Origin of the sequence: Terrabacter carboxydivorans, assembly GCF_039532035.1 — a bacterium.
In the GTDB taxonomy this organism is placed as follows: domain Bacteria; phylum Actinomycetota; class Actinomycetes; order Actinomycetales; family Dermatophilaceae; genus Terrabacter; species Terrabacter carboxydivorans.
The window spans coordinates 21,098-40,219 of the sequence record NZ_BAAARE010000017.1 but is presented as its reverse complement, the minus strand read 5'-3'; the positions used below and the strand labels follow the sequence as shown (position 1 = coordinate 40,219).

The following is a 19,122-nucleotide window of genomic DNA, read 5'->3' as shown; positions in this document are numbered from 1 at the left end:
GACAGGCGCCGAGTCGCCGGTCAGGTCAGCTCGGCGACGACGGCGCGCACCATCCGGCGCCCGTGCTCGGCCATCCGCGGGAAGGTGTGCCGGTAGTAGTCGATGCCGGTCAGCGACGGCGCCAGCGCCCACCCGCAGGCGCGCAGCCACGTCGCGTGGTCGGGACGGACGGCCTCGCGGTAGACGTCCCGGGCCTGCCCCGTGAAGGTCAAGAGGGCGGCGGCGACGTCGGGTGCCGGGTCGCCGACACCGAGCGCGCCCCAGTCGATGACCGCGACGAGCCGTCCGCCGTCGACGACGAGGTTGCCCGGCTGCAGGTCGCCGTGGAGCCAGACGGGCGCGCCGTCCCAGTCGGGCGCGGAGACGCAAAGGTCCCAGGCGCGCTCGGCGGCCGCGAGGTCGATGCCGTCGTCGTGGACGCGGAGCCGCTCGAGGGCGGCCCTCGCGGCGTCGTCGACGTGGCGCAGGGGAGTGCCGCGCGACCCGGGCGGCTTGGCCGGGCCACCCGTGGCGTCGACGTCGCGCAGCCGCAGGGCGAAGGCCGCGAGGTCGCGGGCCAGCGGCACGTCGTCGGCGCCGAGGCGTGGCGGGGTCGCACCCTCCACCCAGGGCACGACGGACCACGCCCACGGATAGCCGTCAGAGGGCCGGCCCAGGTGGACCGGCACCGGCACGGCGGCGGGCAGATGAGGGGCCAGCAGGGGCAACCACCGCGAGTCGGAGGTGGCCTGGTGCTGCGCCCACTCGATCTTCGGCATCCGCACGACGAGCTCGTCCCCGAGCCGGAAGAGCACGTTGTCGGTGCCCTCGAGCTCGTCGGGCAGGGCGGCGACGGGCAGGTGCGCCCACTGAGGGCACTGCTCGGCGACCAGTCGCTCGACGAGCTCGGGCGTGGCGCGGACCTCGTCCTCGTGCATCGGCATCCCGGTCACGCTAGGGGCAGCGCGCGGCTGCGAGCGAGGGGTTTTCGGACTGACACCGGTGGCCGATAGCGTTCTCGCCCGTGACCACGATCGACGACGTCAGGCAGGCCGTCCGCACCGCCTCAGGGGTGTCGCTCGACGTCGTCCTCGGCCCGATGAAGTCGGGCAAGAGCCTCGCCCTCATCTCGACGCTGTCGCCGTTGCAGTTCACGCGGGTGCGCCACCGCGTCTACCAGTCCGAGCGGCACGTGCGCGACACCGGCGTCACCTCGCGCAGCGGCGGCGAGCTCGCGACGACCAAGGTCGCCTCGCTGAGCGCCGCCCTCGACGAGCAGCTCGACGTCGTGGGCGTCGACGAGGTGCACATGTTCGACCTCGACGACGTGGCCGTCGTCGACGAGCTGCTCCGGCGCGGCACGCGCGTCGTCGTCGCCGGCATCGACCTCGACCATCGTGGTGAGCTCTTCGCGCCGGTGCGGGCGCTGCTCGAGCTCGGTCCCGACACGGTGACCTACCGGCGCGCCGTGTGCGACCAGTGCCGTGACTTCAGCGCGACGCACACGCAGGTGCTGCGTTCGGGCGAGCCGTTCCTCGACCACCTCGGCGGCTCCGAGGCGCTGCCCGACGACGGCACCTTCACCTACGAGGCGCGCTGCCGGTCCTGCTTCGTCCGCCCCGCATCGTCGTGACCCACGCCGGGGCTCACAACCGTCCGACGTGATTCCGTGCGTGCTCCACGACCGCATCCAGGTCGAGCCCGTAGGTCGAGCGTCCAGTCGCAGCAAAGGTGGTCAGGCGCTCCACGGCGCGGTCGAAGAGCCGGTCTGCCCCGACCTGGTTACCGCGCGCCGCGTGCGTCATCGCGACACAGACCTGCGCCAACCCTTGCCACAGGTCCCGTTCCTCGACCGGTCCCGCCTTCCAACGCGCCTCCAGCACCTCGTGGGCGGAGAACGGACGGCCCCTTCGCACGAGGTCTCGCGCTGCCTCGAGCGTCTCGTCCGGAGGCAGGGGCTCCTCGGACACCGGCTCGACGCCCTCGGCGCCGTAGGGCAGCGGCCGGCCCAGGGCGTCCCGCGGCCTCGCTTGGCGAGCGCGGCCTCCCCCGTCCCGGTCGCGATCAGGTCCCGTCATACGGGCAGTCTCCCAACACGAGGCGCGAGAGCGCGTCCTCGGGGACGTTCGTCTCCATTCGGGCCGCCGGTCGGGGTCCCCTCTCAACGTCCCGAGGTCACCGGCGTCGGGCGATGGTCAGCCCGTCGAAGGCGGTCAGGACCACGGTCTCGACGCGATCGTCCGAGGCGACCAGGTCGTTGAAGGCGCGCAACGCGATGGTGTCCGCGTCGGTGGACCGGGGGTCATCGATCCGGCCGCTCCAGAGGACGTTGTCCGCCAGCAACAGCCCGCCAGAGCGGACCCGCGGCACCAGCTCGGCCCAGTAGGCGGCATACCCCGGCTTGTCCGCGTCGATGAAGACCAGGTCGATGTCGGCCGTCGGGGGGAGAGCCCGCAAGGTCTGAAGCGCCGGTGCGATCCGCAGCTCGATCCGGTCGGCCACGCCGGCGGAGGCCCACGCCCGTCGGCCTATCTCGGTCCACTCCGCGCTGACGTCGCAGCACAGGAGAGAGCCGCCCTCGGCCAGCCCCCTGGCGATGCACAGGCTCGAGTAGCCGGTGAAGGTTCCCACCTCGACCGCCCGTCGCGCGCCGACCAGGCGGGCGAGCAGGGTGAGCAGCTGGCCCTGATCGTCGCCGATCTGCATCCCTGCCACGTCCCCGAGCGCGGCCGTCTCCGCCTGCAGCTCGCGGACCACGGCATCGGGGCGCCAGGTTCCGTGAGCGACGGCGTAGGAACGAATCTCGTCCGTGACCGGAAAGCTGCGCATCCTCGGACGCTACGCGCACTCACCCCCGCCGGCGTACCGGCCATGTCAGCGTGGCTCTGTAGCGTGCCCGGAATGGCGACGGCACCCGTACACACCGTTCTGGTCCCCGGACTGCTCTGTTCGGCCCGGCTGTACGAGCAGCTGCTGCCGGCGGTGTGGTCCTACGGCGGTGTCACCATCGCGGACAACCGTCGCGACAGCACCATGACCGCGATGGCGCAAAGGCTGCTCGCCGCAGCGCCGGACCGCTTCGTCCTGGCGGGTCTCAGCATGGGCGGGTACGTCGCCCTCGAGGTCCTGCGCCTCGCACCGGAACGGGTCACGGGGCTGGCGCTGATCAGCACCTCGGCACGTGCGGACTCGCCCGAGCAGGTGGCGAGCCGCCGCGAGCAGGCGCAGGCTGTGGCCGTGGGCCGGTTCGGCGAGCTCGTCGAGGCTGTCTACCCCCTCCTCGTCGACGCCGCCAACATCGCGCGCACCGACCTGGCCGACTTCTGGCGAAGGATGGCGCTCGACATCGGTCCCGATGCCTTCGTCGCCCAGCTCACGGCTGTCATGGGCCGCCCCGACTCCCGCCCGGACCTCGCGTCGATCCGTTGCCCCACCGCTGTGGTCCACGGAACCGGCGACCGACTCATCGCACCGGAGAACGCCGTCGAGATCTCACGAGCCATTTCCGGGGCCGAGCTCACCCTCGTTCCGGACGCCGGTCACATGATGGCGCAGGAGCAACCGGGTGCGCTCGCGGACGCTGTGGTGGAGCTGCTCGACGCTGTGACTCGCTAGCCTCGACAGCCGGCGCACCGGGACGGTACGCGTCGTCGTCGTCAGTGAGCGCAGCAGCGCGAGGTCCTCGGCGATCAGGATGCCTCGATCCTCGGTGTGCTCGCAGCCAACGGGTAGACCCGTTGGTCCCTGACCGGACACCGAGCTCCGATGCCGTCGGGTCGGGTTGGACACTGGGTGCATGGTCGAGGTCGATCCGGAGCAGTTCGAGCTGATGGTGAGCGAAGCGCTCGACGGCCTGCCCGCGGAGCTGGGTGAGCTCATGAGCAACGTGGCCGTCACCGTGCAGCACGACCCCGGGCCGGCTGGCCTTCTTGGGCTCTACCGGGGAGTGCCGCTGACACGTCGATCGTCGTCGTACGCCGGAGTCCTGCCTGACCGGATCACGATCTACCGGTATGCCGTCTGCGCGGTGTGCGACAGCGACACGGAGGTGGTCGAGCAGGTTCGACGGACGGTCATCCACGAGGTCGGCCATCACTTCGGGATCGGCGACGCGCGGCTGCGCGAACTCGGCTACTGAGTCACTCGGTCTGGTCCGCCAAGGCCTCGAACTCGGACACGTCATGGGCGCAGAAGATCGTCACCGGCGCGGGGCCGCCGGACGTCCCGGCCAGGCCGGCGTGCAGGCTCCGGAGACGCTCCTGGTTCCGACGACGAGCCGGCCCGTCGACCTGGATCGCCGACTGGAAGGCGCGCAACCCGATGGGGGCTCGTCCCGCCGGGAGCTTCTCGCCGGCAGCGAAGTAGGCGTCGCCCGCATGCAGGAACCAACCGCCCCCCGGCCTTCGCACAGCGACCCCGCAGTGACCTCGGGTGTGGCCCTCGAGCGGGATCAGCAGCACGTCGTCGCCCACCGCCTGGACGGCGTCGAAGTCGAGCCACCGGTCTCCGTGCGGCTCGTGCATCGTCCAGTTCGGCCCATGCGCCCACTGCGAGGTGACGTAGCCGAAGCGCTCCCGCCGACGTCGGGGCGTCATGCCGGCCGCATGCTCGCTGGCCGACACGTGGATGCGAGCGGCCGGGAAGTCGCTGATTCCCCCGGCGTGGTCGAGGTCGAGATGGGTGAGCACGATGTCGCGCACGTCCCGAGGGTCGAATCCCCGAGCCTCGAGCTGGATGGCCGCCGGTTCCGCCGGGTCCAGCCGGGCCCCGAGCGCCCAGGCGTAGCGCCTTCCGATGCGGCCGTGGGTGTCCGCCGTGCCGAACCCGGAGTCGACGAGCGTCAGTCCGTCGTCCCGCTCCACGACGAGGCAGTGCGACACCAGGCGGCGGGGGAGGCCCAGGCCGAGGCCGAGGTTCGGAGTGAACGAAGCGCAGTTCAGGTGATGAATGCGTGTCACGCCACCCATCGTGCAGCCTCCTCGCGCCGCGGTCCCGCGATCACAGAACCTGCGTCCGGGCGCGCATTCCCCGAAAATCGACGTCCCGGCCCGGCCACGGTCCTACGCTCGAACGGTCCACGACGACGCCCAGGGGGTGGCGAGGATGGCTGTACGAAGGAAGCAGGCGCTGCTCGCGGCGTCGGCGCTCGTCCTCGTCACCGCCGGCCCGGCGGCCGCGGTGACCTTCTCGCCGGGGGCCTCCGGCGCCGGCGACCCGTACTTCCCCCAGGGGGGCAACGGCGGCTACGACGTCGCCCACTACTCGCTGACCCTCGGCTACGAGCCCGGCTCGAAGCAGCTCACCGGCACCGCGGTCATCACCGCGACCGCGACGCAGAACCTCTCGCGGTTCGACCTCGACCTCCGGGGCTTCACGATCTCCGACGTGCAGGTGAACGGCTCGACCGCGGCCTTCGGGCGGTCGGGCGACCAGGAGCTCGTGGTCACCCCGAGCAGCGGCCTGCGCGCCGGTGGGACGTTCACCGTGTCCGTCACCTACTCCGGCACACCCCAGGTGGTGACCGACCCCGACGGGTCGATCGAGGGGTGGGTCCCGACGGCGGACGGCGCCTTCGTCGTCGGCGAGCCGCAGGGCTCACCGAGCTGGTACCCCGTGAACGACAACCCGCAGGACAAGGCGACCTTCGACTTCGCGGTCACCGTCCCCGACGGTCTCACGGTGATGGCCAACGGCGTGCTCGTGTCGAGCCGGTCGACGGGTGGACGCACGACCTGGGTCTGGCGGGAGAGCGACCCGATGGCTCCCTACCTCGCCACGGCGACCCTCGGTCGCTTCAACCTGACCGTCTCCCAGGTCGGGAGCATCCCCTCCTACGTCGCCGTCGACCCGACCCTGCCGTCGGGCAACGTCTTCCGGAAGATCCCGCAGATCGTGCAGTTCTACGAGTCGATCTACGGGCCCTACCCGTTCGACGCCGTCGGCTCCGTCGCGGACAACGCCCCGGAGGTGGGCTACTCCCTCGAGACGCAGACCAAACCCGTCTACGACCGTATGCCGGACGAGACGACGGTGGCCCACGAGCTGTCCCACATGTGGCTCGGAGACTCCGTCACCCTCCGCCAGTGGCCCGACATCTGGCTCCACGAGGGCTTCGCGACGTGGTCGGAGTGGATCTGGAGCGAGCACAACGGCCAGAAGAGCGCCCAGGGCTACTTCGACACCCTCTACAACACGCCGGCCTCGAAGACCTCGTTCTGGACGCCCCCGCCCGGGGACCCCGGGGGCGCGGCACACCTCTTCGACGGGACGATCTACGACCGTGGCGCGATGACCGTGCAGGCGCTGCGCCAGACGGTCGGTGACGACGCCTTCTTCCGGATCATGCGCACGTGGGTGCGGGACAACCGTTACGGCAACGTCACGACCGCCCAGTTCATCGCGCTGGCCGAGAGGGTCTCGGGGATGGACCTCGAGCACTTCTTCGACGTCTGGCTCTACCAGCCGCAGAAGCCCACCTCCTGGTAGACGGCGGCGCCCTGAATCCGGGGACCCGCCGAGACGTTGCGCGTCAGCGGCGGTGGGTCGCCCCGTCCGTCTCGGCCTTGGCGTTCAGGGTCGTGCGCCCGGGCGTCCGGTCGGCCTCGAGGGTGCGCACGACGAGGTCGGCCCGCTCCCACGGGCGGTCCGCCGCGAGGAACGGCTCCTCCGACGTCATCCAGTCGTCCCAGACGCGCCTCGACCCGGTCGGACTGCACCCACACGACCGCGTCTGCGCGGGCGGCCAGCGACGCGCGTCCGGCACCGACCCCCTCGAGGACGAGCACGCGTACGTCCGCAGGCACCCTCACCGAGCCGTCACGGCCCTGGGCGACCCAGCCCGGCGGCCGGTGGTCGACGTCCTCACCGCGCCGCCACGGCGCGATGACGTGCTCGAGCGCCAGGTCGTCCCAGGCGACAGGGTCGTGGTGCCACGCAAGGTCGTCGCTGTGCACGACGGCCCCGCCGAGCAGGGTGGCCGCGCGCTCGGCGAAGGTCGACTTGCCGCTGCCGGACCGCCCGTCGACGAGCAGGACGCCCCGGCCCTCGGGGAGCTGACGGGTCAGCAGCGCCGAGAGCGCGTCGTCGTCCACGTGGCTCCACGGACCCGCCTCGGTCTCCTCGGGGTGCAGTCGCATGCGGTGAGTATGCCGTCCGGCCGGCCGGGTGCCCCGCCTCACGTCAGGGCGTCGGGCTCGTGGGTGGTCACGATGTCGTTGGCGGCGGCCCAGGCGGTGATGTCGCGCTTCTCGATCGCCGTCGCCATGAGGTCCGGGAAGCGGTCGGGGGTGCACGCGAAGGCCGGTACACCGACCGCCGCGAGGGCAGCCGCGTGGTCGGCGTCGAAGCTCGGCCGGCCCGAGTCGCTGAGCGCCAGCAGGGCGACCATCGTCGCGCCGGACGCGACGATCGACGAGGCCCGCCGCACCATCTCCTCGGCGATGCCTCCCTCGTAGAGGTCGCTGATGAGCACGAGGATCGTCTCGCCGGGCTGCTCGATGAGCCCCTCGCAGTAGGCGAGCGCCTGGTTGATGTCGGTGCCCCCGCCGAGCTGGACGCCGAAGAGCACGTCGACGGGGTCGTCGAGCTCGTCTGTGAGGTCGACGACGGCGGTGTCGAAGACGACGAGCCTCGTCTCGACGGACCGCAGGGAGGCGAGCACGGCGCCGAAGACGCTGGAGTAGACGACCGACTCGGCCATTGAGCCGGACTGGTCGATGCAGAGGATGATCCTGCGCTCGACGCGGTGCGCCCGCCGGGCGTAGCCGACGAGCCGCTCGGGCACGACCGTGCCGTGCTCGGGCTGGTAGTGCTTGAGGTTGGCCGCGATGGTGCGGTTCCAGTCGATGTCGGAGGCCTTGGGCCGACGGGTCCGGGCAGCCCGGTTGAGGGCGCCCGTCACGGCCTGGACGGTCTCGGCGCGCAGGCGCTCCTCGAGCTCGTCGGTGACGACCCGGACGACCGCGCGCGCCGTGGCACGGGACCGCTCGGGGATGACGCGGTTCAGCCCGACGAGCGTCGCGACGAGGCCCACGTCGGGCTGCACGGCCTCCATGAGCTCGGGCTCGAGGAGCAGCTGGGTCAGGCCGAGACGGTCCATCGCGTCGTGCTGCATGACCTGCACGACCGACGACGGGAAGTAGCCGCGGATGTCGCCGAGCCACCGGGCCACACGCGGGGCCGAGGCACCCAGGCCGCTGCGGCGCTCGCCGTCGTAGAGCTCGCGCAGGGCCTCGTCGCGCTTGAGGTCGTCGGCGTCGAGGGAGGCTCCCTCCCCGATGCCGTCGGACTGCTCGCCGCCGAGGACGAGTCGCCACCGGGTCAGCCGGTCGCGGTCGGTCATGACGCCACCTCCATCCCGAGCAGGCGGGCGACGGCGGCGACGGCTGGAGCGGCGCGCTCGAGGTCGAGGGAGTCCGTGGTGGGGGATTGCGTATGCCGTCCGCTGCCGAGGTCGCGCAGGTGTGTCCCGATGAGGCGGCGTTCGGCCGGCTGGTAGCGCGAGAAGGTGCGGCGCACGAGGGGCAGGAGGTCCTCGAACGCCTCCTCCGTGGCTCCGACGAGCCACTCGTCGATGATCGAGAGCAGGTCGTCGCCGTGGACGAGCAGCAGGGCCTCGCCGGAGAGGAAGCCGTCGAGCCAGGCCGCCGCAGCGGGGGCGGGTGTGCCGGGGGAGAGGCGGCGGCTCAGGCGGGCGGCCGCCTCCGCGTGGGCGAGGTGTCCGCCGTCGAGCAGGAGCCGGTTGACGCGGCCGGCGACGGCGCCGTGGATGTGCTCGTCGCGCCCGACCGTCACGAGCGCCTCGGTCCACGGCTCGCGCAGGTCGTCGCGGTCCACGAGGGCGACACCGCGGTGGGCCGCCTCGACGGCCGTGCGCATCGCGGCGGCGCTGTCGTCGTCGAGGCTCGAGCAGGCCGCGCGCAGCCCCACCGACGCACGCACGACGACGGTCTGGAGCACGTGGGTCACGTCCGCGACGTCGACCCCGCGCACGTCGCCGTAGCGGCAGGTGCGGGCGAGGGGTTCGACGGTCTCGAGCAGGGCCCGGGTGTCGTGCTGCCGGGCCGTCCGTTCGGCGAGGGCCGCCACGACGGAGCGCAGGCCCTCGGCCAGGTCGGCGAGCAGGCACTCCTCGATGAGGCGACCGAGCGCCGCGAGGTCTGCCGCCTCACGGGCCTCCTCGGCGATGCGCGCCTCGGCGGCGCTGCGGACCGTCGTGCCGTAGAGGCTTGCCTCGATGACGGCCACGGCCAGCTCGGGCGTCCACTCGAGCTCCCACGCCTCCTTGAAGGTGCCGGTCGTGCGTCCGGCCTCGACCTGCGTGCCCCACGGGACCTCGAGCACCGCCAGCCGGTGCAGCAGCACCGACCGGGCCAGCTGGGACTCGCGCCGCAGGTCGAGCTGGACGACGGTCGAGGTCGCGGAGGCCTTGAGCCGCAACGACTTCTGCTGCCGGGAGAGGTCCGCAGCGAGCGGCACCATCGGCGTCGACTCCGGCACCCGGCCGAGCTCCTCGCCGATGACGAGGGTGCGGTCGACGAGCCGCAGCGGCAGGTCGGCCCCCTCCGTGAGCACGGCGCGCGCGGCGTCGGTGAGCTCGGCCAGCCCCACGGACGGGCGCCCGCGTACCGCGGCCAGGGCGCCGGCCAGCCGGGTCGCCTCGACGACCGACGCGGTCGACGCGTCGAGGTTCTCGCCGCGCAGGGTGCGGGCGACCCGCACGAACCACGACGGCACGACCTCGTCGTCGGGGGTGACGAAGAGGTGGTGGTACCACCCCGGCGAGCGGACCCCGGCGCCGTAGCCACTGGCATACGAGAGCCGCTCGGAGCTCCAGGGGGCCCACGTCGCGGCGACCTTGATCCTGGGCAGCTTGCTCGTCAGCGCGTTGTCGCGGCTCACGGGCGGGAACGAGTCCGGGTGGAGGGCCGGCGCGTGGTAGGCGCCGCAGACGACGGCGACGCGCTCGCGACCGGAGCGCATCTCGGCCCGGATCACCTTGCGCATGAAAGCCTCTCGTCGGTCGTCGTCGTCGACCTCGAGGTCCCCGCGGACGCCGTGCATGGCCTCGCGCAGGTGCGCGAAGTGGGTCAGCGAGGAGGTGCGGCGGTGCTCGACGGCGTCCTCCCACCAGCGCTCCGGGTCGTCGTAGCCGGCGGCGGAGGCGAGCGCCGTGATCGGGTCCACGCGCCGGCCCACCCGACGCGGGGTGTCCTCCGGGGCCTGCTCGGTGTCGCTGTCGGCGAGGTGGTGGGTCGCGGGGAGGTCGGCGAAGCGGACGTCGACCCCGTGCGCGAGCGCCCAGCGCAACGCCACCCACTCGGGTGAGAAGACGGCGAACGGGTAGAAGGCGGCGCGCCTCGGCTCGTCGACGGCATACACGAGCCCGGCCACCGGCGGCACGAGGTCGGGATCGCCTGCGAGCGGGACGAGCGCGTCGAGCTCGGGCGGCCCCTCGATGATCACGACGTCGGGCTGCAGCTCGTCGAGGGCGCGCCCGACCGACCGGGCCGATCCGGGACCGTGGTGCCGGACGCCCAGCACCTCCACCTGGGTCATGTCAGCCCAGCTCGCGGCACGCGCGGTAGAGGTCGGTCCACTCGGCGCGGTCCTTGACCACCGTCTCGAGGTACTCCTGCCACACGATCCGGTCCTGGACCGGATCCTTGACGACGGCCCCGACGAGGCCGGCGGCGACGTCGTCGGCCCGGACGACCCCGTCGCCGAAGTGCGCGGCGAGCGACAGGCCGTTGGTCATGACCGAGATGGCCTCGGCCGTCGAGAGGGTCGCCGAGGGCGACTTCACCGTGGTGCGCTGGTCGGCGGTGACGCCCGAGCGCAGCTCGCGGAAGATCGTGACGACGCGCTCGATCTGCGCGAGCGACTCGAGGCCGGGTGGCAGCTCGAGCGACCGGCCGAGGGAGTCGACGCGGGTGCGCACGATCTCGACCTCCTGCTCCAGGGAGTCGGGCAGCGGCAGCACGAGCGTGTTGAAGCGGCGCTTGAGGGCCGACGACAGGTCGTTGACGCCCTTGTCGCGGTTGTTGGCGGTGGCGATGACGTTGAAGCCCTGCTGCGCCTGCACCTCCGAGTCGAGCTCGGGGATGGGCAGGTGCTTCTCGGACAGGATCGTGATGAGCGCGTCCTGCACGTCGGCCGGGATGCGCGTCAGCTCCTCGATGCGCACGAGCGAGCCCGTCTCCATGGCGCGCATGACGGGGCTCGGCACCAGCGCACCGCGCGTCGGACCTTCGGCGAGGAGGCGGGCGTAGTTCCAGCCATAGCGCAGCGACTCCTCGGGAGTGCCGGCCGTGCCCTGCACGACGAGCGTCGACGACCCGCTGACCGCCGCGGCGAGGTGCTCGCTGACCCACGTCTTCGCCGTGCCCGGCACGCCGAGCAGCAGCAGGGCGCGGTCGGTGGCCAGTGACGCCACGGCGACCTCCATGAGCCGGCGCGACCCGAGGTACTTCGGCGTGATCTCGGTGCCGTCGTCGAGGGTGCCGCCGAGGAGGTAGGTGGTGACGGCCCACGGCGACAGCCGCCACCGCGGCGGCCGGGGGCGGTCGTCGGTGGCCGCCAGTGCGACGAGCTCGGCGGCATACGCGTCCTCGGCGTGGGCCCGCAGGACCGTGGTGGCAGAGGGGGATTCGCTCATCTGAAGGCCTCGGTGATCGATCGCTTGACGGAGTGGAACTGGAGCAGGTTGCGCAGGTTGGTCGTGAGGGTCTGGTCGGCGCCGGTGGACTCGATCCACCGCTCGACGGCGTCGAGGGCGGCAGGGTGCAGCCCGGCGACGAGGTGGGGCATCGTCGCCACGACGACGGCGGAGCCGAGCTTCGAGGCGCGCAGCCTCGACACCAGCCCGACGCTGAAGTCGGGCGACCACGGGGCCTCCACCGCGGCGATGACCGCGGCGGCCTGGTGCGGCTGGGTGCTCAGGGCGTCGACGCGCTGCAGCACGGCACGCTCTCGGCGCTCGCGAGGCAGGGCCGGCACGACCAGAGGGTCCCAGCCCAGCTCGAGCAGGGCCGTGGCCCAGTCGGGGTCGCGTCGCGAGGCCACCGCACGGCGTATGCCGGCCAGGGCGTCCGTCGCCTTCGCGTCGGTCAGCCGCTTGACCGTCGCGGACGGCGACGCGCCGGTCAGCTCGGCCCAGACGGCGAGCGGCGCGCCGGCGCAGATCTGCTCGAGCCACCACCCGCGGGCCGAGCGGCGCGGCGGGGGCTTGCCCAGGCCGTCGCGCACCCCGGCCGGGTCGGGCTCGTCGGGGAGCGTGAGCTCGAGGCCTCGGCCGAGCACCCCCGTGCGGCGGACGAGGGGCCGCAGCCGGTCGGCGAGGCGGGCGGCGCGCGCCGAGTCCGGCAGCGCGTCGAGCAGCTCGGCCGAGATATCCCGGACCGTGCCGGCGCGGTCGTCGAGCCCCGTCTCGAGCAGGGGCTCGTCGCCCTGTCCGAGACCGATCCGGAGGGTCTCGAGGTGCACGCGGCGGTCTCGCGCCGAGTCGGTCGCCCACGTGGAGCGCACGAGGTCGCGGGCGGCCCCCGGGTCGTGGGCACGCACCCCGGCCAGCACGACGACCCGGTCGGCGGACGGGAGCCGGGCCCAATCGTCGGCCGCGGGGGCGGCGGCGCCGCTGCGCGACGCCGACCGCGCGTCGGCGCCCGGCGCGGCGTCGGCCACCCAGGCCCACTCGGCGCGGAGGCCGGCCAGCCAGCGGCCGCGCTCGTCGAGCACGGCGGCCGTGGGCCGGCGCAGCTCCCGCGAACCGGTCGCCAGGGCCAGCAGCGTCGGCAGCAGCACGTGGGGCACACGGCAGCCGGCGTCGTCGGCGGCACGCAGCCAGTGGACCATCAGACCGACCCGTTGCGCCGCGCCGGCCGGCGGCTGGGTCATGACGAGCTCGAGCAGCTGGACGGCTCGTCGTGGCGCGGCCGGACGGCGGTCGTCGGGCGCCGCACCAGGCGGCTCCGAGGACTCGAGCCGGCGACCGGCACGAAGGGCCGCACCGCCGAGCGCCGCGGCGTCGAGCAGGTCGTCCTCGCGCCGCGACTCGACCGCACGGGGGCGCACCCCCGCCGGCCGGAGGTCGGGCAGCGGCGGGACCGGGCGCCGGGCGGTGCCGAGGAGGGCCGCATTGCCGACGTCACGCCACCACGTGTCGAGGTCGCTCACAGACCCACCACCTCGTCGTCGACCACGACCGTGAGTGGCCGCAGCCGCGACTCCTCGAGCTCGCCGAACACGCGAGCCGGACGACCTCCGGTCAGGGCGAGCAGCGACCAGACGTCGGCGTCGTCGGTGAGCGGCATGCTCGCGCCGGCGGCGTCGACGACACGGTCGACGCCGACACGCACGTCGGACAGGACGACGGGCACCCTTCGAGCCCAAGGGTTCTGACCCCACGCCTGGGCAGCGACGGACTGCGCGTCCTCGAGGGACGCGCCGGACGGCATACGCACACCGTCGTCCGAGACGGCGGGCTCGTCGACGAAGAGGGCGCGACGCACGGCGCCACCGGGGTAGCGGGCGAGGGTCGCGTGGAGGGTGGAGCCCACGACGCGCGCGACGGGCAGCACCTGGCCGCCCGCGGCGAAGTCGAGCACCTGCACCGTCTCGCCAGTGGCGCTGCCGCGCAGCCAGGTGCGCTGCTGCTGCAGGCGGCCGTCGTCGCTGCGGTGCGCGCCGAGCACGAGCCAGCGGTCGGTCACGGCATCGGCCCGGCGCACGGACTCGGTGCTCGTCGACCAGCCGAGGTAGGCGCGCAGGTCCCCCATCTGCGCCTCGCCGAGCGACTCGCGGGCCGCCCAGGCCCGGGTCGCGGTCCACCACCGACCGAGCGCGACGAGCAGCCGCTCGGCCCAGTCCGGGCGGCCGCTCACGGCGCCACCGACCGACCGCACGTCGTCGGCGAGGCCGGGCAGCTGCGCGTCGACGAGCCGGGCCGCCGTGCCGTCCCACCAGGCGTAGGGCTGCTGCCGGGCGGACGCCGTGCCGCTGCGGGCCAGGTCGGTGAGCCAGCGGGCGAAGTCGTCCATGCCGCCGTCCATGAGGGCGAGCCGCTCCTCGAGGCGCTTGGCCGCCGCAGCGGGGTCGGGCGTCCGCGTCGCGCGCGCGGCGTCACCGGCCGCCCTGGCCTCGGCCCGCGCCGAACGCTCGGCGGCCCACTCCTGCGCGAAGCCGGCCGCCTCGTCGGCGTCCGCCACCGATCCCGACCCGTCGACCCAGAGCAGGAGCAGCGCGAGCCCGTGCTTGCAGGGGAACTTGCGGCTGGGGCACGAGCATCGGAACGCAGGGCCGACGAGGTCGATGCTGACCTGGTAGGGCGTCTTGCCCGACCCCTGGCACTTGCCCCAGAGCAGCGTCTCGGTGGACCCCGTGTCGGACCACGGCCCCGGCCGCGCCAGCTTGCGGGCAGCCGCCAGCGACGAGGCGTCGGGGGCCAGTCCGGCCACCTGCTGGGCAGTCCATCGCGTCATGACTCGCACATCATGACCGACGCCTCCCACAACCGAGGGCGGACGGGCGTATGCCGTGTCGCCGGGTCCGGGTCCGTCAGGGTCTGCCGGCAGGCGTCAGCCGTGGGCGAGGCGCACGCGGTCGTCGTCGGCCTCGCGCGCCAGGCGCTCGAGGTGCGCCACGACGCAGCTGCGCTCGAAACGGCGGTGACCGCCAGGGGTCCACGTGCAGGGCAGCAGCCCGACCCGCGCCCAGCGGGTGATGGTGCCGGGTGAGACCCGGAAGATCGTGGCGACCTCGTGCGGTGCCATGAGGTCCTCGTCCCGGTCGTACCTGGACGGATGCGTCTGTGCCATCGTGCTCTCCCCCGAGAATCCGCGCCCCCGTGACGCGGCTCCTCCAGTCTTACCCAACTCGGGCCCCCGTGGACCCCGGAGGACCTCGCGGATTCGGGCGCACCTTCCGGGCCGGCGCCTCCCGGGTGATGATGAGCGCGTGACCGACCTCGCCGCAGCCCATGTCCTCGTCCTCGGCGCGACGGGTGGCCTGGGCAGGGCGATCGCGCGTGGGCTCGTGGCGTCGGGTGCCCGGGTCTCTTTGAGCGGCCGCGACGGCACCCGGCTGCAGGCGCTCGCCGACGAGCTCGGAGCCGGCGTCGTGACGACTGTCGTGACCGACCTGACGATGCCGGGTGGACCCGCCGCGGTCGTGGCTGCAGCCCACGAGGCTGCGCCCCTGACAGGCGTCGTCAACGCCGCGGGGGTCGTCGCCTTCGGCACCGTCGAGGACCTCGACGACGACACGCTCGACGAGATCCTGCTGCTCGACCTCGTCGCGCCGATCCGGCTGGCCCGGGCTGCGCTCGGCATCATCCCGGAGGGCGGCTTCCTCGCGCAGGTCAGCGCCGTCGTCGCCGAGAAGGCGATGCCGGGCATGGCGGCCTACAGCGCCGCCAAGGCCGGCCTCACCGCCTTCGACGCGGCGCTCGCGACGGAGCTGCGACGCCGGCGCATCCGGGTGCTCGACGTGCGGCCGCCGCACACCGAGACCGGCCTCGCCACCCGACCGCTGGCCGGCGAGGCCCCCCGGCTGCCGCAGGGCCTCGACCCCGAGGCGGTCGCCGCGCGCGTCGTCCGTGCTCTCGCCGACGACGAGCGCGACCTGCCGTCGACGGCCTTCACAGCCTGACGCCGGACGCCCTGAGCAGGTAGGCGAGGTCGGGTGCGAGCTGTCGCGCGTACTGCACGGACGTGTGGAGGTAGTCGCCCTTGAGCACCGTCCCCGTCGTCGTCGTGAAGATCGGGCAGCGGCCGTCGACGCAGTACCAGTGCGTCGTGTCGACGAAGACGGCGTGCTGCACCGTCTTCTCGACGTCGCGCGTGCGCGCCCACCACGTCGGTATGCCGGTGACGCACCTGCCGGGGGAGCCGCCCGGTCGGTAGCAGTCGAGGAACGCGACCCCCGGCATCGACGGCGCGACGATGACGACGGTGCCGACGCTCCCGCGCACCGAGTCGACGAACGCCTGGTCGGCGGCGAGCCACTCCTTGGCCGACGCGGCCCCCTTGGCGCCGGACTTGAGCCGAACCGCCCACGAGTAGGTCTCGGTCATGAGGAGGACCTTGGGCTTCACCCGCCGCACGTAGTCGAGGACCATCTTGCGGTGGTTGACGCAGGGGATCGCCCACTCGTCCTTGCCGTAGTTCGCGTCGACCCCGTTGACCGCGCAGGCGATCTTCGTCATGCCGCGCACCTTGTAGCGCGCGCCGTAGGCCTTCTCGACGGCCGCGAGGAGGGGGAAGCCGATCGAGTCGCCGTAGACGATGATCTCGGGGCCCTTGCGGTTGCCGAAGGTGCACGACTCGGGGTCGGCGGCGTCGGTCGCGGTGCACGCGCTCATCGCTGCCCGCTGGTCGGCGGTCGTCTGCCACTGGTCGGGTGACGGGTTGAGGTTTGCGGGCCAGGAGTCGGAGGCGAGGGCGCCGCGCAGCCCGTCCTGGATGCGAGTTCCCGTGGCGCCCAAGGGGATCGGGGTCCAGGCGGTCGGCGTCGGTGACGGCACCCGCGTCGGCGACGGAGACGCCCCGGGCGCGGACGGGGTGGGAGCGGTGGGCGTCGCGGACGTGGTCCCCGGCGTCGCTGGGACCTCGGGCGCCTCACCCGCCGGGGCGGGCACGGCGCCGTCGGGCTGCTCGGCGGCCACGACGGTCCCGCCCGAGAAGAGGTCGGGCCGGGCGGCCGCCGCGCCACCGACGCCGACGACGAGGAGCACGAGGGCCATCGCGGCGGCGAGCATCCCGCGCCGCCTCACCCGGGGCGCGTCGAGGGCAGGACGTTCGACGAGGTGGTGCGAGATGACCGACAGGGCGAGCGTCCCGAGCAGCACGACGGCCGCGCTGACCGCCCCCGTGGCGGCGAGGACGACCGGTGCGAGCACGACGAGGGGGAAGTGCCAGAGGTAGAGCCCGTAGGAGATGTCGCCGACGTAGCCGCTCACCCGGTTCGTCAGCAGGACCGCCGCGTGCGGCGCCTCGCCGATGCCGGCGACGAGCACCAGCGCGGTGCCTGCGGCGGCCCCCAGCGCCCCCGGCCAGGGGCTGCCCGTCTGCGGCGTGACGACGACGTATGCCGTCACGAGCGTCGCGAGGCCCGCCCACGACAGCGTGGCGCGGGCTGCAGGACGCAGTCGGACGGCATACCCGGGCAGGGTGGCGAGGGCGGCCCCGAGAGCGAGCTCCCACGCGCGGGTCAGCGTCGAGTAGTACGCCGTCGTCGGGTCGGACGTGCCCTGGACGGCTGCCCAGGCGAGGGACGTGCCACCGACGACGACGGCCAGCGCTGCGATGGCGGCCCGGTGCCGGGAGGGCCGGCCGATCCGGTGCGCCAGCGCGACGACGAGCACGACGAGCAGCGGCCACACGGCATAGAACTGCTCCTCGACGCCGAGCGACCAGTAGTGCAGGAGCGGCGAGGGGGCCGACCCGGTGTCGAAGTAGGTGTCGGCGCGGGCGGCATAGTGCCAGTTGGCGGAGAAGAGCGCCGCCCAGACGGCGTCGGCGCGGATGGAGGCCGCCTTGGCCCCGGCCCAGGCCCAGGGGGCGACCACGACGACGGCCGCGATGACGAGCACGGCGAGCGGGAGGATGCGGCGCGCCCGTCGGATCCAGAAGGCGCGCAAGGAGATCCGTCCGGTCCTGTCCCGCTCGCGCACGAGGACGCCGGTGATCACGAAGCCGGACACGACGAAGAAGGCGTCCACCCCGAGGTAGCCGCCCCGGGGCCAGCCGAAGAGGTGGAAGGCGATGACGGCGAGCACGGCCACGGCCCTGAGGCCCTGGATGTCCGCCCTACGTGGTCCCCCCACCGGACCGTCGCTCATGCGGGACAGCATGCACCGCGTCGGGTGCCGCCGGAGGCGTAACGGCGTCACGAGCGGGGGAGCGGGCGGGCAGCACCGTGAGGGCGAGCCCGACGGCGAGGGCCGCGAGCGCGACGACCGCTCCCACGACGGCGCCCCAGCCCAGGCCTGACCACGCGTAGCCGAGCAGCCAGCCGACGAGCGCGGAACCGCTGTAGTAGAAGACGTTGTAGAGCGCCGTCGCCTGGGCCCGGCCGGTCGTGGCGCGCGCCCCGACCCACGCCGAGGCCGTCGCGTGGGCGGCGAAGAAGCCGGCCGTGAGCACGAGCAGCCCGGCCACGACGATCGGCAGCGACCCGGAGAGCGTCAGCAGCGCGCCCACGGCCATCGTCGACGTCCCGGCGACGAGCACGCGCCGCCGCCCGAGACGTGGCACCCAGCGGCCGGTCAGGCGCGAGCTGACGGTGCCCGCGGCATACGCGGCGAAGATCAGCGACCCGACCGTGGCGGGCAGGCCGAACTCCGGCCCCTCGAGCCGGAAGGCGAGGTAGTTGTAGACCGCCACGAAGCCGCCCATGAGCAGGGCGCCCTGGGCGTAGAGCGCGAGCAGCGCCGGGTCGCGCAGGCTCGTGCGGATGCCGTCGGCCACGGTGCGCACCGACGCACCGGTCGGGCGGTAGCCGCGCGGGCGTGGCATGAGGCGCAGGAAGACGACGGACGCGACGGCACACACGGCGGCCACGGTGAGCAGGGCAGGCCGCCAGCCCACGAGACCCGCGAGCGGACCTGCGATGAGGCGCCCGGCCGCCCCGCCGACCGTCGTGCCGGAGATGTAGGCCGCGGCGGCAGCAGCGGTGTGGCGGGCGTGCACCTCGTCGTGGAGGTAGGTGACGGCGAGGGCGGGCAGGCCGCCGAGCGCCATGCCCTCGACGAGGCGCAGCGCGAGCAGCGCCTCGATGCCGGGGGCGAGCGCGACGAGCACCCCGAGCACCGTCGAGGCGACGATCGCGACCTGCATGGCGCGGAGGCGACCGACCCGGTCGGCGACCCACGACCACGGCAGCACGGCGAGCGCGACACCGAGGGTGGCGAGCGACACGGACAGCGCGGCGTCGGCGGGGCTCACCTCGAGGCCGCGGGCGAGGGTCGGGAGCAGGCCCTGCGGGGAGTAGAGCTGCGCAAAGGTCGCCACCCCGGCGGCGCCGAGCCCGACGAGGATGCGGCGGTACTCGTGGCTCGCGGGGAGGTGTCCGGCCCAGGTCATGCGCCCGACGCTAGGTCGACGCCACTCAGAGCACCAATGCATGTCATGGCTATCACTCATACGA

The 19,122-nt window shown here is 73.6% G+C and carries 18 protein-coding genes; 5 read left to right on the top strand and 13 right to left on the bottom strand.

Going from position 1 to position 19,122, the window contains the following annotated elements:
* Positions 1–20: 20 nt before the first annotated feature.
* Positions 21–923 (bottom strand): aminoglycoside phosphotransferase family protein, encoded by a 903-nt coding sequence (locus tag ABD297_RS17600; protein WP_344256364.1) that lies wholly within the window; start codon positions 921–923, stop codon positions 21–23.
* Between the two features lie 80 nt (positions 924–1,003).
* On the opposite strand from ABD297_RS17600, the gene ABD297_RS17595 reads away from it, so the two are divergent.
* Entirely contained in the window at positions 1,004–1,612 is a 609-nt protein-coding gene (locus tag ABD297_RS17595; protein WP_344256363.1) for a thymidine kinase, read from the top strand.
* Between the two features lie 13 nt (positions 1,613–1,625).
* Here the strand turns inward: ABD297_RS17595 and ABD297_RS17590 are convergent, their stop codons facing one another.
* Together ABD297_RS17590 and ABD297_RS17585 are read right to left on the bottom strand one after the other, a co-directional pair.
* Positions 1,626–1,949, bottom strand: coding sequence for a DUF309 domain-containing protein (locus ABD297_RS17590; protein WP_344256362.1), 324 nt, complete (start codon positions 1,947–1,949; stop codon positions 1,626–1,628).
* A 205-nt stretch (positions 1,950–2,154) separates the two neighbouring features.
* Positions 2,155–2,808, bottom strand: coding sequence for an O-methyltransferase (locus ABD297_RS17585; protein ID WP_344256361.1), 654 nt, complete (start codon positions 2,806–2,808; stop codon positions 2,155–2,157).
* Between the two features lie 72 nt (positions 2,809–2,880).
* Here ABD297_RS17585 and ABD297_RS17580 point away from each other — a divergent pair, with 72 nt between their 5' ends.
* Together ABD297_RS17580 and ABD297_RS17575 are read left to right on the top strand one after the other, a co-directional pair.
* Positions 2,881–3,594: an alpha/beta fold hydrolase gene (locus ABD297_RS17580; RefSeq protein ID WP_344256360.1), complete on the top strand. Its 714-nt coding sequence runs from the start codon at positions 2,881–2,883 to the stop codon at positions 3,592–3,594.
* 181 nt (positions 3,595–3,775) lie between these two features.
* The gene (locus ABD297_RS17575) at positions 3,776–4,117 is read left to right on the top strand and encodes a metallopeptidase family protein (RefSeq protein WP_344256359.1); all 342 of its coding nucleotides are present in this window, start codon (positions 3,776–3,778) and stop codon (positions 4,115–4,117) included.
* Position 4,118: 1 nt separating this feature from the next.
* Here the strand turns inward: ABD297_RS17575 and ABD297_RS17570 are convergent, their stop codons facing one another.
* Positions 4,119–4,937, bottom strand: coding sequence for an MBL fold metallo-hydrolase (locus tag ABD297_RS17570; protein ID WP_344256358.1), 819 nt, complete (start codon positions 4,935–4,937; stop codon positions 4,119–4,121).
* A 145-nt stretch (positions 4,938–5,082) separates the two neighbouring features.
* Between ABD297_RS17570 and ABD297_RS17565 the strand changes: the two genes are divergently transcribed.
* Positions 5,083–6,465 carry a M1 family metallopeptidase gene (locus ABD297_RS17565; protein ID WP_344256357.1) on the top strand — a complete coding sequence of 461 codons (1,383 nt, stop codon included), beginning with the start codon at positions 5,083–5,085 and terminating at the stop codon, positions 6,463–6,465.
* Here the strand turns inward: ABD297_RS17565 and ABD297_RS17560 are convergent.
* The 7 genes from ABD297_RS17560 to ABD297_RS17530 form a co-directional block, all read right to left on the bottom strand.
* Entirely contained in the window at positions 6,435–7,115 is a 681-nt protein-coding gene (locus tag ABD297_RS17560) for a hypothetical protein (protein WP_344256356.1), read from the bottom strand. The genes ABD297_RS17565 and ABD297_RS17560 overlap by 31 nt on opposite strands.
* 38 nt (positions 7,116–7,153) lie before the next feature.
* A complete protein-coding gene (locus tag ABD297_RS17555; protein ID WP_344256355.1) occupies positions 7,154–8,320 on the bottom strand; it encodes a VWA domain-containing protein in 1,167 nt (388 codons plus the stop codon).
* A complete protein-coding gene (locus ABD297_RS17550; protein ID WP_344256354.1) occupies positions 8,317–10,536 on the bottom strand; it encodes a DUF5682 family protein in 2,220 nt (739 codons plus the stop codon). The genes ABD297_RS17555 and ABD297_RS17550 overlap by 4 nt, the downstream gene beginning before the upstream one ends.
* 1 nt (position 10,537) lies before the next feature.
* Positions 10,538–11,635: an ATP-binding protein gene (locus tag ABD297_RS17545; protein WP_344256352.1), complete on the bottom strand. Its 1,098-nt coding sequence runs from the start codon at positions 11,633–11,635 to the stop codon at positions 10,538–10,540.
* Entirely contained in the window at positions 11,632–13,152 is a 1,521-nt protein-coding gene (locus ABD297_RS17540; RefSeq protein ID WP_344256351.1) for a DUF5691 domain-containing protein, read from the bottom strand. The genes ABD297_RS17545 and ABD297_RS17540 overlap by 4 nt, the downstream gene beginning before the upstream one ends.
* Complete coding sequence (locus ABD297_RS17535; protein WP_344256350.1) at positions 13,149–14,456, bottom strand: SWIM zinc finger family protein; 1,308 nt, start codon at positions 14,454–14,456, stop codon at positions 13,149–13,151. The genes ABD297_RS17540 and ABD297_RS17535 overlap by 4 nt, the downstream gene beginning before the upstream one ends.
* 96 nt (positions 14,457–14,552) lie before the next feature.
* Complete coding sequence (locus ABD297_RS17530; RefSeq protein WP_344256349.1) at positions 14,553–14,792, bottom strand: helix-turn-helix domain-containing protein; 240 nt, start codon at positions 14,790–14,792, stop codon at positions 14,553–14,555.
* Positions 14,793–14,931: 139 nt separating this feature from the next.
* Here ABD297_RS17530 and ABD297_RS17525 point away from each other — a divergent pair, with 139 nt between their 5' ends.
* Positions 14,932–15,624: an SDR family NAD(P)-dependent oxidoreductase gene (locus ABD297_RS17525; RefSeq protein ID WP_344256348.1), complete on the top strand. Its 693-nt coding sequence runs from the start codon at positions 14,932–14,934 to the stop codon at positions 15,622–15,624.
* Here the strand turns inward: ABD297_RS17525 and ABD297_RS17520 are convergent.
* Together ABD297_RS17520 and ABD297_RS17515 are read right to left on the bottom strand one after the other, a co-directional pair.
* Positions 15,614–17,815 carry an acyltransferase family protein gene (locus tag ABD297_RS17520; protein WP_344256346.1) on the bottom strand — a complete coding sequence of 734 codons (2,202 nt, stop codon included), beginning with the start codon at positions 17,813–17,815 and terminating at the stop codon, positions 15,614–15,616. The genes ABD297_RS17525 and ABD297_RS17520 overlap by 11 nt on opposite strands.
* Positions 17,784–19,058 (bottom strand): MFS transporter, encoded by a 1,275-nt coding sequence (locus ABD297_RS17515; protein WP_344256345.1) that lies wholly within the window; start codon positions 19,056–19,058, stop codon positions 17,784–17,786. The genes ABD297_RS17520 and ABD297_RS17515 overlap by 32 nt, the downstream gene beginning before the upstream one ends.
* Positions 19,059–19,122 lie beyond the last annotated feature (64 nt).

Excerpts from the sequence above, each read along its gene's own strand:
- ABD297_RS17530 (WP_344256349.1), bottom strand. The coding sequence starts at position 14,792 with ATGGCACAGACGCATCCGTCCAGGTACGACCGGGACGAGGACCTCATG.
- ABD297_RS17575 (WP_344256359.1), top strand. The coding sequence starts at position 3,776 with ATGGTCGAGGTCGATCCGGAGCAGTTCGAGCTGATGGTGAGCGAAGCG.
- ABD297_RS17535 (WP_344256350.1), bottom strand. The coding sequence starts at position 14,456 with ATGACGCGATGGACTGCCCAGCAGGTGGCCGGACTGGCCCCCGACGCC.
- ABD297_RS17545 (WP_344256352.1), bottom strand. The coding sequence starts at position 11,635 with ATGAGCGAATCCCCCTCTGCCACCACGGTCCTGCGGGCCCACGCCGAG.
- ABD297_RS17550 (WP_344256354.1), bottom strand. The coding sequence starts at position 10,536 with ATGACCCAGGTGGAGGTGCTGGGCGTCCGGCACCACGGTCCCGGATCG.
- ABD297_RS17585 (WP_344256361.1), bottom strand. The coding sequence starts at position 2,808 with ATGCGCAGCTTTCCGGTCACGGACGAGATTCGTTCCTACGCCGTCGCT.
- ABD297_RS17515 (WP_344256345.1), bottom strand. The coding sequence starts at position 19,058 with ATGACCTGGGCCGGACACCTCCCCGCGAGCCACGAGTACCGCCGCATC.
- ABD297_RS17580 (WP_344256360.1), top strand. The coding sequence starts at position 2,881 with ATGGCGACGGCACCCGTACACACCGTTCTGGTCCCCGGACTGCTCTGT.
- ABD297_RS17555 (WP_344256355.1), bottom strand. The coding sequence starts at position 8,320 with ATGACCGACCGCGACCGGCTGACCCGGTGGCGACTCGTCCTCGGCGGC.
- ABD297_RS17560 (WP_344256356.1), bottom strand. The coding sequence starts at position 7,115 with ATGCGACTGCACCCCGAGGAGACCGAGGCGGGTCCGTGGAGCCACGTG.
- ABD297_RS17520 (WP_344256346.1), bottom strand. The coding sequence starts at position 17,815 with ATGAGCGACGGTCCGGTGGGGGGACCACGTAGGGCGGACATCCAGGGC.
- ABD297_RS17565 (WP_344256357.1), top strand. The coding sequence starts at position 5,083 with ATGGCTGTACGAAGGAAGCAGGCGCTGCTCGCGGCGTCGGCGCTCGTC.
- ABD297_RS17600 (WP_344256364.1), bottom strand. The coding sequence starts at position 923 with ATGCCGATGCACGAGGACGAGGTCCGCGCCACGCCCGAGCTCGTCGAG.